We start from the raw sequence: 17,265 nt of genomic DNA on the forward strand, positions 1-17,265 counted from the left end.
ATTATCGTGGCGCGTGCTGAGCGCTCCGCCGCAGCGTGCGTGCTTCTCCCCGCAGCGCACGCAGCCATTGGGTTGACGGATGCGCCAGCGGGGAGTGTCCGTAGCGCTGCTGCTCCAGCACCATCAGATGGACGGCGAGGGCCGCGCCGCGGTCGCCGTAGTGCTCGTGCACCTGCGCGGCCAGGGCGCGCGGTGCTTCGTGCGGCAGGGCCGGCAGGCCGAGCGCGCGCAGCACGCGGCGCACCTGCGCGGCCTGGCGTGCCCACGGGTCCTGGCGGTGGCGGTCCCACCAGGCCCACCCCGCGCCGAGCAGGGCGAGGCCGCTCAGGATGCCGATCAGCAGCAGGGCCACGTCCTGCCAGCTGGGTGAATCGAAGCCGATGTTTTTCAGCAGGTCGAGCTGCTGGCCGCGCGAGTAGTTGAGCACCCACTGGTTCCAGCGGTTGTTGAGCAGCTCCCAGGTCTGGCGCAGCTGCGCCATCAGCGCCGGGCTGACGTTGCCGATCGCACCGGCCACGAATCCCGGCGCCGGCACGAGGTTGCGGCTGCGCACGATGCGGTCGGGAGCGACGGCGGCGGTGGGGTCGGCGCGCACCCAGCCCTGGCCCTCGACCCAGTATTCCGCCCAGGCATGGGCATGGCTCTGACGCACGATGTAGAAGCCGTCGATCGGCAGGGGATCGGCGCCCTGGAACCCGGTCACCACCCGCGCCGGTACGTCGAGCGCTCGCATGATCACCACGAAGGCGGCGGCGAAGTGCTCGCAGAAGCCCTCCTTGCGGTCGAGCCAGAACTCGTCGAGTGCGCCACGCTCGTTGTTCTCGCCATAGACACCGGGCGCAAGCGTGTATGTAAAGCCTGCCGTGCGGATGTGTTGCATCACCGCCTGGGCCAAGGCCGGGGCTTCGGCGTTGGCCATGCGCGGGTGGTCTCCCAGCTCGCGGGCCCAGGCGAGGGTGCGCGGGTTGTAGCCGGTGGGTAGCGTCACGTTCTCGCGCATGCCCTGGCCGCGCTGCAGCGGGCCGTGCGCGAAGCGGGTATGGGCGGTGGCTTTGAAGCGCACCCGGTTGAACACCATCCGGTCGGTGCCCCAGCTCATGCTGTCTCGCCGCCGGGGGAGAGGCCCTCGATGGGTTCGATCGCACTGGTGGCTTCCAGCGTCGGCAGCAGGAAAAGCCGCGTGGGTTCTGCCGTGATCTCGTATTCGAGCGCGGGGCCGCTCGGGCGAATCTCGTCGCGCGCCGGCGCGCTCGACGAGAAGCCGACGCTCCAGGTGCGGCCGTTGAAGGTGCTCAGCACCGGGCCGCGGAAGTAGAGCGTTTCCGGTGGCGGCGGCGTGCCGAAGAATCGCACGCGCATGGCCACCGAGTCGTCGAGTGCGATCTCGGCCACGCTGCCCATGCGCATGGTTTCGGAAAGGCCCGTCTTGGCCATCCCGTCCTGCGGCACGCCCCACAAGGGTCCCATGCGTGGGAAGAGCAGAAAGAGCAGCACCATCACCGGTGCCCCGAGCAGCGCGGTGCGCAGCGCGAGCCGGCTGGCGTGTCGCAGGCTTGGCTGGCCCACCGGCATGTGGGCCAGCACCAGCGCCGTGAGCAGCCCCCACACCGACGCGAGCATCGCCACCGCGACCGGCAGCGATTGCGAAAAGAGAAAGTGCGTCAGCACCAGGAAGAAGCCGAGGAAGAAGACGACGAAGGCGTCGCGCCGCGCCCGCAGCTCCAGCGTCTTCAAGGCCATCAGCACCACCGCGAGGGTGACGCCGGGTTCCTTGCCGAAGATGGTCTTGAACGACCAGAGCGTGAGGCCGGCCGCCAGTGCCAGCACGGCGATCAAGACCCAGCGGCCGGGCAGTGGGGCGTTGGTGAGGGCGAGGCGGGTGCGCCACAACAGCACAGCGGTGGTCAGCACGGTGCACCACACCGGCAGGTGGTCGACGTGGGGCAGCACCGTCCACGCGATGACCGCGAGCAGGAACAGCGTGTCGCGTGTCTCGCGCGGCAGGTGGCGCCAGCGCGCGGCGAGGGTCATGCGTGCGGAGGTCGTCATGTCCACAGTGCCAGGGCCTCCAGGCATTGCTTGCGCTGCGCCTCGCCTTGCGCCGGGGCGATCTCGACGCCGGGCAGACGCAAGCCGTGGTCGGCGCCGGCGCGGTTGGCGGCGACGACCCAGGTGGCCAGGCGCGACAGCCGGGCTTCGGGCGCAAGGCCGGTGCAGTGCGCCCAGTCGAGCCAGAGCTGGTGCTGGACCGAGGCGCTGGTGTCGCGGCTCACGAGTTCGCCGGTCGTTTCGAGCGTGCGCGCCGCCTTCTTCCACAGCACCATCTTGAGCGGATCGCCGCGCCGGTAGCTGCGCACGCCTTCGACCTCGCCGCCATCGGTGCTGCGCCGTGCCGCCGGGCCGCCGGGCACGGCGTGTGCCGGCGGCAGGGGCGCCGCGGGTTGTTCGAGCCGCGGGTACACGAGCACCTGCGCCGCCGGCCGCCAGATCGCCCACGCGCGGAAAAGCCCCAGCGGAAAGCGCGTCTCGACCTGGATCGTCGGCACCGTGTGCCGCCCGCGCTGCGGGGGCACGAAGCTCACCTGCGCGGTCGACTGTCCGCCTTCGGGCACGTCGGTCCAGGCGACCGCCTTGCCGGGCGACGACTCCAGCCCGAGGCCGATGCCGAAGCGCGCATGGCCGGCGCTCGTGAGTGTCACGTCCAGCAATGCCGGTGTGCCAGCAAACACGGCAGCAGGCGGACGCAGGTGCAGTGTCAGCCCGCGCAGCGTGTTGTGCGTGACGTGCATCGAGACGATGCCGCTGCCTGCCAGCAGGAAGGTCAGCACGTAGCCCAGGCTCAGCTGGTAGTTGATGGAGGCCAGCAGGAGCACCACGAGCGTCACCCCGAACATCAGCCCCGCCCGCGTCGGCAGGATGTAGATGTTGCGCTGGGTCAGCAGCAGCGTGTCGGTGCGCGGCAGGCGGGCCTGCCACCAGGCGCGAAAGCGCTGGCGCACCGCGGCGGCCGGGTTCAGCACGCTGGTGAGCCGGGGCGCCGTCGAACTGCTGCTCATGGCGTGGCGCCGATCAGGAGAGCGGCATGGCCTCGATCATCGCGCGCACCTGTTCGCGCGCCCCGCGGCCGGCGCCGGCCACCGGCACCAGGCGGTGCGCGACCGTCTGCACGAGGATGGCCTGGACGTCGTCGGGTGCGACGTAGTCGCGCTGGTCGAGCAGGGCATGCGCCTTGGCGGCACGCAGGACCGCGATGCCGGCCCGCGGGCTCAGGCCGTCGACGAACCAGGCACCGCTGCGCGTGGCGGCGATCAGCGCCTGCAGGTAGTCGAGCAGCGCGTCCGACGCATGGACTTTCAGCACCTCCTGCTGCGCGGCCGTCAGCTCCTCCGGGGTCATCACCGCCTTCAGCTCGGCGATGGCTTCGCGGCGATCGATGCCGGCGAGCAGCGCCCGTTCGCTGGCCTTGTCGGGGTAGCCGAGCGTGAGGCACATCAGGAAGCGGTCGAGCTGCGACTCGGGCAGCGGGTAGGTGCCGAGCTGGTCGGTCGGGTTCTGCGTCGCGATCACGAAGAAGGGGCGGGGCAGGGCACGCGTTTCGCCCTCGACCGTCACCTGGTGCTCTTCCATCGCTTCGAGCAGCGCGCTCTGCGTCTTGGGGCCGGCGCGGTTGATCTCGTCGGCCAGCAGCACCTGGGCGAACACCGGACCGGGGTGGAAGACGAAGGCCTCCTTGCTGCGCTCGTAGACACTCACACCGATCAGGTCGGCCGGCATCAGGTCGGCGGTGAACTGGGTGCGCGAGAAGCGCAGGCCAAGCGACACGGCCAGGGCATGCGCCAGCGTGGTCTTGCCGACGCCGGGCACGTCTTCGATGAGGAGGTGACCACCGGCCAGCAGGCAGGCCAGGCAGTCGCGCACCTGGGGCCGCTTGCCGACGATGATCGTGCTAATCTGGTCTGTCAGTTGGGTGAGTCGCGTCGCCAGGCTCGTGTTCATGCGGCGCACGATACCCGAAACGAATGCGCTGCGAGACATGCCGACCGCCATCTACACCCACGCCGACTGCCATGCCCATGACATGGGCCACGGCCACCCCGAATGCCCGCAGCGGCTCGATGCCATCCACGACCACCTGATCGCCTCCGGGCTCGACGTGGCGCTGGAGCACCGTGACGCACCGCTGGTTGACCTGCGGGATGTGGAACTCGCCCACAGCGCGCACTACGTGGCCGAGCTGAAGGATCGGCTGGAGCAACTGGCGCTCACCGGCGAGTCGCGCGCCTTCGACCCCGATACCGCTGCCAATGCCGGCACCTGGGCCGCCACGCAGCGCGCCGCCGGCGCCGCAGTAGCCGCCACCGATGCGGTGCTCGACGGAGAGATCGACAACGCCTTCTGCGCCATCCGCCCGCCCGGCCACCACGCCACGCGCGATGAGACCATGGGCTTTTGCTTCTTCAACAACGTGGCCATTGCCGCACGCCATGCGCTCGATGTGCGTGGCCTGAAGCGGGTGGCCATCGTCGATTTCGACGTGCACCATGGCAACGGCACCGAAGACATCGTCGCCGGCGACGAGCGCATCCTGATGGTGAGCTTCTTCCAGCACCCGCTGTACCCCTACAGCGGCGGCGTGCCCAAGGGCGAAAACATGGTCAACCTGCCGATCCCGCCCTACACCCGCGGCATGGAGATCCGCGACATGATCGAGGCCATGTGGATGCCGCGGCTCGAAGCCTTCAAGCCGCAGATGGTCTTCATCTCGGCCGGCTTCGACGCCCACCGCGAAGACGAACTTGGCCAACTCGGCCTCGTCGAGGCCGACTACGAATGGATCACCCGGCGCGTGAAAGACGTGGCCGACCGCCATGCGCAGGGCCGCATCGTCTCGTGCCTCGAAGGCGGCTACGCGCTGAGCGCGCTCTCGCGCAGCGTGGCCTCGCACCTGCGGGTGCTGGCCGATCTGTAGGCCGCCCGTCGCGCCCGCGACGCGGGAATCCGGCAAAGTGCTCCACCGTGGATTTCCGCTTTCGCGGAGATGACGGTGAGGAATGACAAGAATGAACAACACGATCGATCTGCACGAATTTCAGGACCTGCTGCGCAACCTCACCACGCAGAGCGCGCTCACCGAAGCGGCGGTGCTGCTCGGCTGCCTGGGGGTGTCGTGGCTCCTGTGCGCCGCGCTGCGCCGGGTGCTGCACATCCAGGGCGCCGTGCTCTTCGGGCGCAGCGTGGTCGATGGGGTGCTGTTTCCCGTCTTCGCGCTGGTGCTGGCGCTGATCGCCAAGCAGCTGCTCGCGGGTGTGGTGACGGTGGCCGTCTTCAAGCTCGCGATCCCGATCCTCATCTCGCTGGTGCTGATCCGCCTGACCGTGCGCGTGCTGACGGCGGCATTTCCCGACAGCCACTGGATGCGCGTGATCGAACGCACGGTGTCGTGGATCGCCTGGATCGCGGTGGTGCTGTGGGTCACCGGCGTGATGCCGGCGGTGCTGGAGCAGCTCGACGGCGTGCGCTGGAAGATCGGCGGCGCGCAGATCTCGCTGCGCAACCTGATCGAAGGCACGCTTACCGCCGGCGTGGTGATGGTGCTGGCGCTGTGGGTCTCGGCGGCGGTCGAGCGCAAGATCATCCGTGGCACCGGCGACGACCTGTCGATGCGCAAGATGGCCGCCAACATCGTGCGGGCGGTGTTGCTCTTTGTCGGCCTGCTGTTTGCGATGTCGGCCGTGGGCATCGACCTCACGGCGTTGAGCGTGCTTGGCGGCGCGGTCGGCGTGGGCCTCGGCTTCGGCCTGCAGAAGATCGCGGCCAATTACGTGAGCGGCTTCGTCATCCTGGCGGAGCGTTCGCTGCGCATCGGCGACATGGTCAAGGTCGACAACTTCGAAGGCCGCATCACCGACATCCGCACCCGCTACACCGTGATCCGCGCGCTCAACGGCCGCGAGGCCATCGTGCCCAACGAGATGCTGATCACCCAGCGGGTCGAGAACTCGTCGCTGGCCGACCCGCGCGTGCTCATCACGAGTGTCGTGCAGGTGGCCTATGGCACCGACGTGCGCGCGCTGCTGCCCAAGCTGGTGGAGGCGATCAGGGCGGTGGAGCGTGTCATCGCCGACCCTGCGCCAGCCGTGCAGCTGTCGGCCTTCGCTGCCGACGGGATCGAGCTTTCGCTGCAGTTCTGGATCCGCGACCCGGAGAACGGGCAGGGCGCGGTGAAATCGGAAGTCAACTTCGCGGTGCTCGCCGTGCTCGAAGCCGAAGGCATCGAGATACCGTTCCCGCAGCGGGTGGTGCACACGCGGGAAGCGCCAGCAGCACCCGCGAACAAAAACGCCGGCTGAAGCCGGCGTCTTGTGGGCGGGTGAGCGTCAGACCACGGCGACCGGGATCTTTCCGATCTTCGCCTGCCACTCCTTGGGCCCGGTGATGTGGGCCGAGGAGCCGCCGGCGTCCACCGCCACGGTGACCGGCATGTCCTTCACGTCGAACTCGTAGATGGCTTCCATGCCCAGGTCGGCAAAACCGACGACCTTGGCAGCCTTGATCGCCTTGGCCACGAGGTAGGCCGCGCCGCCCACCGCCATCAGGTAGGCGCTCTTGTGCTTCTTGATCGCCTCGATGGCCACCGGGCCGCGCTCGGCCTTGCCGACCATCGCGATCAGGCCGGTCTGGGCCAGCATCATCTCGGTGAAGCCGTCCATGCGCGTGGCGGTCGTGGGGCCGGCCGGGCCGACCACCTCGTCGCGCACCGGGTCGACCGGGCCCACGTAGTAGATGACGCGGTTGGTGAAGTCGACCGGCAGCTTCTCGCCCTTGGCGAGCATGTCTTGAATGCGCTTGTGCGCAGCGTCACGCCCGGTGAGCATCTTGCCGTTGAGCAGGAGCGTGTCGCCCGGCTTCCAGCTGGCCACTTCGGCAGGCGTGAGCGTGTTGAGGTCGACGCGCTTGCTCTTGTTGTAGTCGGGGGCCCATTTCACGTCTGGCCAGAGGTCGAGGCTCGGGGCTTCGAGGTAGGCCGGGCCGGAGCCGTCGAGCACGAAGTGTGCATGGCGGGTGGCCGCGCAGTTCGGGATCATCGCCACCGGCTTGCTGGCGGCGTGCGTCGGGTAGGTCTTGATCTTGACGTCGAGCACGGTGGTCAGGCCGCCCAGGCCTTGCGCGCCGATGCCGAGCGCGTTGACCTTCTCGTACAGCTCGATGCGCAGCTCTTCGAGCTTGTTGCTGGGGCCTCGCTCAAGCAACTCGTACATGTCGATGTCTTCCATCAACACTTCCTTGGCCAGCAGTACCGCCTTCTCGGCCGTGCCGCCGACGCCGATGCCCAGCATGCCCGGGGGGCACCAGCCGGCACCCATGGTCGGCACGGTCTTGAGCACCCAGTCGACCAGGCTGTCGTTGGGGTTCATCATGACCATCTTCGACTTGTTTTCGCTGCCGCCGCCCTTGGCCGCCACGATCACGTCGACCGTGTTGCCCGGCACCACTTCCATGTGGATCACGGCGGGCGTGTTGTCCTTGGTGTTCTTGCGGGCGAAGAGCGGGTCGTCCAGCACGGACGCGCGCAGCACGTTGTCAGGGTTGAGGTAGCCCTTGCGCACGCCGTCGTTCACCGCGTCGGCGATCGAGCCCTTGAAGCCTTCCCAGCGCACGTCCATGCCGATTTTCAGGAACACATTGACGATGCCGGTGTCCTGGCAGATGGGGCGGCGGCCCTCGGCGCACATCTTCGAGTTGGTGAGGATCTGTGCAATGGCGTCCTTGGCCGCGGGGCTCTGCTCGCGTTCGTACGCGCGTGCAAGGTGCTGGATATAGTCGGCCGGGTGGTAGTAGCTGATGTACTGCAGAGCTGCGGCGACGCTCTCAACGAGGTCTGCGTGGCGGATGGTGGTCATGGGGAGGCTCGGGTGGGCGGAAGCGCAGATTTTATCGAAGGGGGCCTGCGGTGATCACGGATGCGCTGAAGCGTTTCTTCGCGGCCGAATCGGCCGGCGGCATCGTGCTCGCAGTGGCCACCGTCGCGGCGCTGCTGTTGAGCAATTCGCCGTGGGGCATCGAGTACGAAGCTTTCCGCCAGCTGCCGGGCGAGGTGCGCTTCGGCAACGATGCGCTGGTGCTGTCCAAGCCGCTCATCTTGTGGGTCAACGACCTCTGGATGGCGGTGTTCTTCCTGCTGGTGGGCCTGGAGATCAAACGCGAACTGGTGGTCGGCGAGCTCTCGACCTTCCGGCAAGCGCTGCTGCCGCTCGGGGCGGCGCTGGGCGGCATGGCGGTGCCTGCCGGCATCTATGCCGCACTCAACTGGCACGACCCCATCGCCTTGCGGGGCTGGGCCATCCCCGCTGCGACCGACATCGCCTTTGCGCTCGGCATCCTCATGCTGCTGGGCTCGCGCGTGCCGGCCTCGCTGAAAGTCTTCCTCACGGCCGTGGCCATCATCGACGACCTGGGGGCCATCGTCGTGATCGCGTTCTTCTACACCGCCAACCTGTCGTGGACGATGCTGATCGCCGCCGGTGTCGGCATTGTGGTGCTCTTCGCACTCAACCGCGCCGGGGTGAAAAGCGTGCTGCCCTACCTGGCCGTGGGGGTGGTGATCTGGCTGTGCGTGCTCAAGTCGGGCGTGCATGCCACGCTGGCTGGTGTGGTGACGGCATTTGCCATTCCCTTGCGCACGGACGACGACGACGCTGAATCGCCGCTCGAAATGCTGGAGCACGCATTGCACCCCTGGGTGGCGTTTGCCGTGTTGCCGATGTTCGCGTTTGCCAATGCCGGCGTGGTCCTGCACGGCCTGTCGCTCGACACGCTCACCGAGTCGGTGCCGCTGGGCATTGCCGCCGGCCTCGTGCTGGGCAAGGCGGTGGGTGTGTTTGGAGCCTCGTGGCTGCTGGCGGTGACGGGTGCAGCCGAACTGCCCGACGGCGCCAACCGCTGGCAGTTTTTCGGGGTGTGCGTGCTCTGCGGTGTCGGCTTCACCATGAGCCTCTTCATCGGCGGGCTGGCCTTCGATGGCCAGGGGCCGGTCTACGAGACGCAGGTCAAGCTGGGTGTGCTCGGCGGCTCACTCATCGCTGGGGTGCTGGGCACCTACATCCTGATGCGTGCCGAGCGGCGCGGGCCGGCGCGGCGCAGGGCTCAGCATCTGCGCGAATCGAGCTTCCACCCGTCCAAGCTTCAGTGATGCGCTGACGGGGGCGCCGAGAGGATGCGGTCGGTCCACGCGATCGCGAGCGCAGAGAACAGGAAGGCGACGTGGATGACGGTCTGCGCGATCAGCACCCGGTCGCTCAGTGCGTCGGCGTTGATGAAGGTCTTCAGCAGGTGGATCGACGAGATGCCGATGATGGCAGTGGCGAGCTTGACCTTGAGCACCGAGGCGTTCACGTGGCTCAGCCACTCGGGCTGGTCGGGGTGGCCTTCGAGGTCCATGCGCGACACGAAGGTCTCGTAGCCGCCGACGATCACCATGATCAGCAGGTTGGAGATCATCACCACGTCGATCAGGCCCAGCACGACGAGCATGATGGTGGTTTCGCTCAGCTTGCCGCCGGTGGCGGCTTCGCCCGTGATGCCGACCGAGGTGAAGATGGCCTGGAGCGCGGTCTTGTCACCCATGGCGGCTTCGATCAGGTGTACCAGCTCCACCCAGAAGTGGAAGACATAGACACATTGGGCCAGGATCAGGCCGAGGTACAGCGGGAGTTGCAGCCAGCGGCTCGCAAAGATGAGCTGAGGCAGGGTGCGCAGGCGGCGGGAGACTGGAGCGGGCTTCTGGGCGGCCATGGATTTCGTTCTTTTCAGGGAATGTCCGGATGCCGTGGATTCTAGTTCTCACACCATGACAGGACGCCCGCGCGGCATGGGCCTTGCCAGTCGAGTAAGCCCTTCGTAAGAGCGCCCCCCTATGGTGCTGCCTGCACAACCATCAAGGCCAGGAGACCGTCATGACCGACACCCCCAAGCTCTATTCGCCACCCGCCGCCCTCGCAGAGAAGGCCCACGTGTCGGGCATGGCCGCGTACGACAAGCTGTGCGCCGAAGCCGCCGCCGACTACGAAGGCTACTGGTCGCGGCTGGCGCGTGAGTTCGTGTCCTGGAAGAAGCCGTTCACCAAGGCGCTCGACACCAGCGAGGCGCCGTTCTTCAAGTGGTTCGAAGACGGCACGCTCAACGTCTCGTACAACTGCCTCGACAAGCAGGTCGAAGCCGGTCTCGGCGACAAGGTCGCGATCATCTTCGAAGCCGACGACGGCAAGGTCACGCGCGTTACCTACCGAGACTTGCTGGCCAAGACCTGCCGCATGGCCAATGCGCTGAAGGCTCAGGGCGTGAAGCGCGGCGACCGGGTCGTGATCTACATGCCGATGTCGGTGGAAGGCGTGGTGGCGATGCAGGCCTGCGCCCGCATCGGCGCCACGCACTCGGTGGTGTTCGGCGGTTTCTCGGCGCAGAGCTTGCGCGACCGCATCGAAGATGCCGGCGCGGTGATGGTGATCACCGCCGACGAGCAGCAGCGCGGCGGCAAGTCGCTGCCCCTGAAAGCCATCGTCGACGAAGCGCTCGACCTGGGCGGTTGCGACAGCATCAAGAGCGTCATCGTCTACCAGCGCACCGCCGGCAAGATCAACTGGACGGCGCGCGACAAGTGGATGCACGAGCCACCGCCACGCAGGCCGAGACCTGCGAGCCCGAGTGGGTGGGTGCCGAGCACCCGCTCTTCCTGCTTTACACCTCGGGCTCGACCGGCAAGCCCAAGGGTGTGCAGCACAGCACGGGCGGCTACCTGCTGCATGCGGCGCTCACGACGAAGTGGACCTTCGACCTCAAGCCCGACGACGTCTTCTGGTGCACGGCCGACATCGGCTGGGTCACCGGCCACACCTACATCGCCTACGGCCCGCTGGCGTTGGGCGGCACCGAGATCGTCTTCGAGGGCGTGCCGACCTTCCCGGATGCCGGCCGCTTCTGGAAGATGATCCAGGACCACAAGGTCACGATCTTCTACACCGCGCCCACCGCGATCCGTTCGCTCATCAAGGCGGCCGAGTCGAACGAGGCTGTGCATCCGAAGAAGTACAACCTGTCGAGCCTGCGCATCCTCGGCTCGGTGGGCGAGCCCATCAACCCGGCCGCGTGGGAGTGGTACCACCAGCACGTGGGCGGTGGCCGCTGCCCCATCGTCGACACCTTCTGGCAGACCGAAACCGGCGGCCACGTCATCACGCCGCTGCCGGGCGCCACGCCGTTGGTGCCGGGCTCGTGCACGCTGCCGTTCCCGGGCATTCAGGCGGCCGTGGTCGATGAAACCGGCAAGGACGTGCCCAACGGCCAGGGCGGCATCCTCGTGATCAAGAAGCCCTGGCCCTCGATGATCCGCACGATCTGGGGCGACGCGGCGCGCTTCAAGAAGAGCTACTACCCGGAAGACTTCAAGGGCCAGTACTACCTTGCCGGCGACGGTGCCATCCGCGACGAGAAGACCGGCTACTTCACCATCACCGGCCGCATCGATGACGTGCTCAACGTCTCAGGCCACCGCATGGGCACGATGGAGATCGAGTCCGCGCTCGTCTCGTGCACCGAAGTTCTCGTGGCCGAGGCCGCGGTGGTGGGTCGTCCCGACGACACCACCGGCGAGGCGATCTGCGCCTTCGTCGTGCTCAAGCGCCCACGCCCGACCGGCGACGAAGCCAAGGCCATCGCCAAGCAGCTGCGTGACTGGGTGGGCAAGGAGATCGGCCCGATCGCCAAGCCCAAGGACATCCGCTTCGGCGACAACCTGCCCAAGACGCGCAGCGGCAAGATCATGCGGCGCCTGCTGCGCTCGGTGGCCAAGGGCGAGGCGGTGACGCAGGACACGTCGACGCTCGAGAACCCGGCCATCCTTGAGCAGCTGGGTCAGGCCTACTGAGCTTTCAGTTGCGGCGCGAGGCGATCAGGTCGACGGCCTGGTCGCCTTCCAGCGGCACGATGCGCCGCGCCTTGAGGTCGAACTCGGGATGCTGCCCGTGGCGCTCGATGCACAACGCGACCGGATGCTCCGGCGTGGCCCAGAGGTGGCGCAACGCCCAGCGGTCGGCCGGGTCGCCCAGCTCGGGCAGCGTGGCCAATGACACCGCCCCTGGCTCGCGCAGATCGAACGCGAACTTGTGCAGCGGGATCGACAGGCCCATGCCGCGTGCCTTGATGTAGCTTTCCTTCAGCGTCCAGAGTTCGAAGAAGCGGGTGGTGTGCGCTTCAGCGGGCAGCGCCCACAGGTGCTCGCACTCGCTCGGCGCGAAGAAGCGGTCGGCGACATCGAGCAGCGCCCCCCGCGTGATGTTTTCGGTGTCGACGCCCACGGCGCGCTGGCGTGTGACCGCGAGCACCACCAGGTCGCTCGTGTGCGTGAGGTTGAACGACAGGCTCTGCGCCTCCGGTTCGGCGTTCACGATGATCGGCTGCCCGTACGAGGTGGCGTCGAAGCGCCAGTCCTGCGGCGCGATCGGCGCATAGCGCGACAGCACGGTGCGCACCAGGGCGCGCGTGACACGGTAGCGGGCGCGGTCCCGTTCGAAATAGAAGCGGTCGCCGCGCGCGCGCTCCTCCGGCGTCATCAGCGCGCGATAGCGCTCGTGCAGCAACTCGCGGTCGGCGTCGCCACAGAAGGCGAGCCAGAGGTGCACCTCGGATCGGTCGAGCTGGAAGGTCATCGCGCCGCTAGGTTTCGTAGACGCACACCAGCTCTTTCTTGGCGATGTGTGTCTCGTGGGGGTAGGCGAAGGCGTTGTTGACGAAGAGCGTGCCGTCGAGCTCGATGCGCCGGTTCACGTGGCTGTGGCCGTAGACGTGCACCGCGGATCCGAGTGCCTTGACCTGCTCGCCGAGTGCCGCACTCCCCAGCACCGGATAGATGAAGCGCTTGTCGAGAGGGATGCGCGCCGGCATCACGTCGATGCGCGGCAGGAAGTGTGAGTACGACACGATCACCTCGTCGCCAGACTGCCGCTGGTAGCGGTTCATCGCCATGAATGCCTTCGCCGTGTCGTGCGACTCGTAACCCTCGGGCCAGCGGCAGGCGCGAAAGTCCACCCAGGCCATGCGGAGGTCGTCACCCGGCTCGCCGAAGGAGCCGTCGTACCACCCGAGCAGCGGCACGATGCTGAGCTTCCCTTGGTGGAACACCTTGGTGCTGCCACCGGCCTCGCGCACCAGGGCCTGCGTGCGCTCGAACTTGCCGAAGGAGTCGATCTCGGGGCCGTCGCGCCGCACCCACAGGTCGTGGTTGCCGGGCACGAAGAGCACCTGCCGGAACCGCCTGGCAAGTGTCTCGATGCACCGCTGGAGAAGCTCACTGCGGTCGGACACGTCTCCCGCCAGGATCAGCACGTCGTCCTGGTACTCGACCAACGAAAGCTCCTGCACCCAGCGGGCGTTGGGCTCGTAGTCGACGTGCAGGTCGGAGATCGCAAAGACGCGCATGGTCGGAGTCTGGGGCCAAATGAAAAAGGCCCCGGGGTCGGGGCCTTCGTGAGAGACGTTCAGCCAATCACTTCTTCTTCTGCGACAAGATCCAGGTGACGAGCTGTTTGGCTTCGGCATCGCTCACCGCGGTGTTGGCCGGCATCGGCACGGGGCCCCAGACACCGGCGCCGCCCTTGACGACCTTCACGGCCAGCTTGTCCACCGCATCCTTCTGGCCGGCGTACTTGGCAGCGACGTCTTGGTACGAGGGGCCGACCACCTTCTTGTCGACGGCGTGGCAGGCCATGCAGTTCTTCTTCTGGGCCAAGTCGGCGTTGGCAAAAGCCGGGCCAGCAACGAGGGCGGAAGCGGCAAAAATCAGGGAAAGCAGCGACTTCATGGGTTCCTTTCGGGTGCCGAAGACTGAAGGGTGAATTACATTTCCAGCACTGCCGGAATCAACGCATTCTAAGGGCCGTGGGTTGACAGGCCGAGGCGTCACGGCATTGGCCTTTTGTGGGGTTTTTGCATGTATTTCGTCGTCCTTGGCGTGTTGTTGCTGGTGATGAAAGTGGCCGAGTTCGGCCCTGTTGCCTTGTGGTCGTGGTGGGCTGTGCTGTGGCCTTTCGGTGCGGCCGTGCTGTGGTGGGCCTGGGCCGATGCCACCGGCTACACCAAGCGCCGCGAGATGGACAAGATGGACGAGCGTGTCGCCAAGCGCCGGGTGGAAAACCTCGCCAACCTCGGCATGGACCACCGTGGCCGTCGGGGCAAGGCCAAGAAATAAGGTCTGAGCCTCCAAAAGCAAGCGGCCCCGCGGGGCCGCTTTTTCATGGTCGCTTGAACCGCCTATTCAAACTTGTCTAGCACCGCGCCCGAGCTGGCGCTCGAAGCATTTTTCGCAAACTTGGCGAGCACACCGCGCGTGTAGCGCGGGGCAGGGCGTTGCCAGGCGGCGCGGCGCCTGGCGAGTTCCGCATCGGGCACGTTGAGCTGCAGCGTGAGCGTCTTGGCATCGATGGTGATGGAGTCGCCTTCGAGCACCAAGGCGATGTTGCCGCCTTCGTAGGCCTCGGGCGCCACGTGTCCGACCACCATGCCCCAGGTGCCGCCGGAGAAGCGGCCATCGGTGATGAGGCCGACCGATTCGCCCAGGCCCTGGCCGATGAGCGCGCCGGTGGGCGCGAGCATCTCCGGCATGCCGGGGCCGCCCTTGGGGCCGAGGTAGCGCAGCACCATCACGTCGCCGGCCTTGATCTGGTTGGCCATGATGGCGGCGAGCGCCGATTGTTCGTCGTCGAAGACCCGCGCCGGGCCGGTGATCTGCGGGTTCTTGAGGCCGGTGATCTTGGCGACGCAGCCTTCGGGGCTCAGGTTGCCCTTCAGGATCGCGAGGTGGCCTTCGGCGTAGATCGGGTCGGAGACCGGGCGAATCACTTTCTGCTCCTTCGAGAGCGGCGGGATGTCGGCCAGGTTCTCGGCGACGGTCTTTCCGGTGATGGTCATGCAGTCGCCGTGCAGGAGGCCCGCGCCCAGCAGTTCCTTCATCACGGCCGGGATGCCGCCGGCGTGGTGCAGGTCGATCGCGAGGTACTGGCCGCTCGGCTTCAGGTCGCACAGCACCGGGGTGCGGCGGCGCACGCGCTCGAAGTCGTCGATGGTCCACTCCACGCCAGCGGCGTGCGCGATGGCGAGGAAGTGCAGCACCGCGTTGGTCGAGCCGCCGGTGGCCATGATCACGGCCACGGCGTTCTCGATCGCTTTCTTGGTGACGATGTCGCGCGGCTTCAGGTCGGCCTTCACCGCCTCGACCAGCACCTTGGAGGCGCGGCTCACCATCGCCACGATCTCGTCTTCCACGTTGGCCATCGTCGAGGCGTACGGCAGTGAGAGGCCCAGCGCTTCAAACGACGAAGCCATCGTGTTGGCGGTGTACATGCCGCCGCATGAGCCGCTGCCGGGGATGGCGCGGCGCTCGATCTGGCAGAAGTCTTCTTCGCTCATCTTGCCAGCGCTGAACTGGCCGACGGCCTCGAAGACGCTGACGATGTTCAGGTCCTGGCCCTTGTACTTGCCCGGCAGGATGGTGCCGCCGTAGATGTAGAGCGAGGGCACGTTGGCGCGCAGCATGCCCATCATGCCGCCGGGCATGTTCTTGTCGCAGCCGCCGATGACCATCACGCCGTCCATCCACTGTCCGCCGACGCAGGTTTCCACGCAGTCGGCGATGACCTCGCGCGACACCAGGCTGTACTTCATGCCTTCGGTGCCCATCGCCATGCCGTCGCTGATGGTGGGCGTGCCGAAGATCTGCGGGTTCGCGCCGGCTTCCTTCAGTCCGATCACGGCCGCATCGGCCAGGCGCTGCAGGCCGGAGTTGCACGGGGTGATGGTCGAGTGTCCGTTCGCCACGCCGATCATCGGCTTGCTGAAGTCGCCTTCCTGGTAGCCCAGGGCGTAGTACATGGAACGGTTGGGCGCGCGGGCCACGCCCTCGGTGATGTTCTTGGAGCGGCGGTTGAAGCTCATGAGACTTTCCTGGCAATTTGCGGGGAGGGCGGCAGTATCTCGTCGCGGCTGGCGGGCGTCCAATATATATAAAATGCGCCAGTGATTTGCCTCTCATATCGAGAGAGTGCCATCTTGCTTTTTGCTTCGCCTTTTCTTCATGTCTTCGCAGAACGTCTACGTCACAGGAATCTCCCACTATCTGCCGAACCGCCCCGTAGAGAACGACGCGATGGAGGACTACCTCGGCCTCGTCGGGGGCAAGTCGTCGCGGACCAAGGCGATCGTCCTGCGCAACAACGGCATCACGCAGCGCTACTACGCGCTGGAGAAGGGTGGCCAACCGACCCACACCAACGCGCTGATGACGGCCGAGGCGGTGAAGCGGCTCTTCGACGAGCGCTTCCAGCCCAGGGACCTGCAGCTGCTGGCGTGCGGCACCGCCTCGCCCGACCAGCTGGTGCCTTCGCACGCGGCCATGGTGCACGGCCTGTTGCCGGTGCCCGAGGTGGAGATCGCCTCTTTCGCCGGTTCGTGCGCAGCCAGCATGCAGGCGCTCAAGCTCGCGCAGATGTCGATCGCCACCGGCAACAGCAGCAATGCGGTGTGCACGGGCTCCGAGATGCTGTCGCACTGGATGCTCGCGAAATTCTTCCAGCCTGAGATCGACCGCGAGCGGCAGCTGAACGCCAACCCGATGTTGTCGTTCGACAAGGAGTTCCTGCGCTGGATGCTGTCCGACGGCGCCGGCGCGTTGCGGCTGGAGAACCAGCCGCGCGGCGCCAGGCCGCTGAAGCTCGAATGGGTCGACGTGCGCTCCTACGCCAACGAGGCCGAGACCTGCATGTATGTCGGCGCCGAAAAGAGCCGCGACGGCGAACTGCGTGGGTGGAGCCGCTTCGAGCCCGAGGAGTGGCTGGCGCGCTCGATCTTCTCGGTCAAGCAGGACACGCGCCTCCTCGGCGAACGCATGATCAAGCACGGAATCCAGTTCGCACTGGAATCGGCACGCAGGCACGACTTTGATGTCGCGACCATCGACCATTTCCTGCCGCATCTGTCGTCGGAGCTTTTCCGCGAGCCGATGTACGCGGGCCTGCGTGATGCCGGGCTGCACATCCCGAAGGACAAGTGGTTCACCAACCTCACGCACGTGGGCAACGTGGCCACCGCGTCGTTCATCCTGATGCTCGACGAGTTGTTGCGCACGCGTGAGCTGAAGTCGGGCCAGCGCATCATGGTCTTCGTGCCCGAGAGTGCGCGATTCTCGTACGCGGCGGCGCTGTTGACCGTCTGCTGAGGTCC

Annotated in this window: 15 protein-coding genes and 1 pseudogene; 6 read left to right on the forward strand and 10 right to left on the reverse strand. The window is 67.0% G+C overall.

All coding sequences use genetic code 11. The features are described 5' to 3' along the window. Position 1: 1 nt before the first annotated feature. From LRS03_RS26470 to LRS03_RS01275, 4 genes are read right to left on the reverse strand one after another with little or no spacing between them, the layout of a single operon-like run. Positions 2-1,099 (reverse strand): transglutaminase-like domain-containing protein, encoded by a 1,098-nt coding sequence (locus LRS03_RS26470; RefSeq protein ID WP_308296375.1) that lies wholly within the window; start codon positions 1,097-1,099, stop codon positions 2-4. After that, positions 1,096-2,049, reverse strand: coding sequence for a TgpA N-terminal domain-containing protein (locus tag LRS03_RS26475; RefSeq protein ID WP_308296376.1), 954 nt, complete (start codon positions 2,047-2,049; stop codon positions 1,096-1,098). Before LRS03_RS26475 ends, LRS03_RS26470 begins: the two co-directional genes overlap by 4 nt. Continuing rightward, complete coding sequence (locus tag LRS03_RS01270; RefSeq protein ID WP_257823499.1) at positions 2,046-3,056, reverse strand: DUF58 domain-containing protein; 1,011 nt, start codon at positions 3,054-3,056, stop codon at positions 2,046-2,048. The genes LRS03_RS26475 and LRS03_RS01270 overlap by 4 nt, the downstream gene beginning before the upstream one ends. Positions 3,057-3,069: 13 nt before the next feature. Beyond that, positions 3,070-3,996, reverse strand: coding sequence for an AAA family ATPase (locus LRS03_RS01275; RefSeq protein ID WP_257823500.1), 927 nt, complete (start codon positions 3,994-3,996; stop codon positions 3,070-3,072). Positions 3,997-4,033: 37 nt separating this feature from the next. Between LRS03_RS01275 and LRS03_RS01280 the strand changes: the two genes are divergently transcribed. Together LRS03_RS01280 and LRS03_RS01285 are read left to right on the forward strand one after the other, a co-directional pair. After that, the gene (locus tag LRS03_RS01280; RefSeq protein WP_257823501.1) at positions 4,034-4,969 is read left to right on the forward strand and encodes a histone deacetylase family protein; all 936 of its coding nucleotides are present in this window, start codon (positions 4,034-4,036) and stop codon (positions 4,967-4,969) included. A 91-nt stretch (positions 4,970-5,060) separates the two neighbouring features. Continuing rightward, complete coding sequence (locus tag LRS03_RS01285; protein WP_257823502.1) at positions 5,061-6,350, forward strand: mechanosensitive ion channel family protein; 1,290 nt, start codon at positions 5,061-5,063, stop codon at positions 6,348-6,350. Positions 6,351-6,377: 27 nt separating this feature from the next. On the opposite strand, the gene LRS03_RS01290 is transcribed toward LRS03_RS01285, so the two are convergent. Then, positions 6,378-7,901 (reverse strand): fumarate hydratase, encoded by a 1,524-nt coding sequence (locus LRS03_RS01290; RefSeq protein ID WP_257823503.1) that lies wholly within the window; start codon positions 7,899-7,901, stop codon positions 6,378-6,380. Positions 7,902-7,951: 50 nt separating this feature from the next. On the opposite strand from LRS03_RS01290, the gene nhaA reads away from it, so the two are divergent. Then, on the forward strand, positions 7,952-9,190 hold the full coding sequence (nhaA, locus tag LRS03_RS01295; protein WP_257823504.1) for a Na+/H+ antiporter NhaA: 1,239 nt from the start codon (positions 7,952-7,954) through the stop codon (positions 9,188-9,190). Here nhaA and LRS03_RS01300 read toward each other — a convergent pair. Beyond that, positions 9,184-9,792 (reverse strand): TIGR00645 family protein, encoded by a 609-nt coding sequence (locus LRS03_RS01300; RefSeq protein ID WP_257823505.1) that lies wholly within the window; start codon positions 9,790-9,792, stop codon positions 9,184-9,186. The genes nhaA and LRS03_RS01300 overlap by 7 nt on opposite strands. Positions 9,793-9,953: 161 nt before the next feature. Here LRS03_RS01300 and acs point away from each other — a divergent pair. Then, positions 9,954-11,920, forward strand: a pseudogene (gene acs, locus LRS03_RS01305) (acetate--CoA ligase). A 4-nt stretch (positions 11,921-11,924) separates the two neighbouring features. On the opposite strand, the gene LRS03_RS01310 reads toward acs, so the two are convergent. The 3 genes from LRS03_RS01310 to LRS03_RS01320 all read right to left on the reverse strand — a co-directional run bounded on the left by LRS03_RS01310 (position 11,925) and on the right by LRS03_RS01320 (position 13,852). Further along, positions 11,925-12,701 (reverse strand): 4'-phosphopantetheinyl transferase family protein, encoded by a 777-nt coding sequence (locus LRS03_RS01310; protein ID WP_257823506.1) that lies wholly within the window; start codon positions 12,699-12,701, stop codon positions 11,925-11,927. 7 nt (positions 12,702-12,708) lie between these two features. After that, positions 12,709-13,470 carry a metallophosphoesterase family protein gene (locus LRS03_RS01315; protein ID WP_257823507.1) on the reverse strand — a complete coding sequence of 254 codons (762 nt, stop codon included), beginning with the start codon at positions 13,468-13,470 and terminating at the stop codon, positions 12,709-12,711. Between the two features lie 67 nt (positions 13,471-13,537). Continuing rightward, on the reverse strand, positions 13,538-13,852 hold the full coding sequence (locus LRS03_RS01320; protein ID WP_257823508.1) for a c-type cytochrome: 315 nt from the start codon (positions 13,850-13,852) through the stop codon (positions 13,538-13,540). Positions 13,853-13,981: 129 nt separating this feature from the next. Here LRS03_RS01320 and LRS03_RS01325 point away from each other — a divergent pair, with 129 nt between their 5' ends. Next, positions 13,982-14,239 (forward strand): TIGR04438 family Trp-rich protein, encoded by a 258-nt coding sequence (locus LRS03_RS01325; RefSeq protein WP_257823509.1) that lies wholly within the window; start codon positions 13,982-13,984, stop codon positions 14,237-14,239. A gap of 62 nt (positions 14,240-14,301) precedes the next feature. On the opposite strand, the gene ilvD is transcribed toward LRS03_RS01325, so the two are convergent. After that, complete coding sequence (gene ilvD / locus LRS03_RS01330) at positions 14,302-15,981, reverse strand: dihydroxy-acid dehydratase (RefSeq protein ID WP_257823510.1); 1,680 nt, start codon at positions 15,979-15,981, stop codon at positions 14,302-14,304. A gap of 139 nt (positions 15,982-16,120) precedes the next feature. Here ilvD and LRS03_RS01335 point away from each other — a divergent pair, with 139 nt between their 5' ends. Then, positions 16,121-17,260 (forward strand): beta-ketoacyl-ACP synthase III, encoded by a 1,140-nt coding sequence (locus LRS03_RS01335; protein WP_257823511.1) that lies wholly within the window; start codon positions 16,121-16,123, stop codon positions 17,258-17,260. Positions 17,261-17,265: the final 5 nt, after the last annotated feature.

It is taken from the genome of Rhizobacter sp. J219 (assembly GCF_024700055.1).
In the GTDB taxonomy this organism is placed as follows: domain Bacteria; phylum Pseudomonadota; class Gammaproteobacteria; order Burkholderiales; family Burkholderiaceae_C; genus Rhizobacter.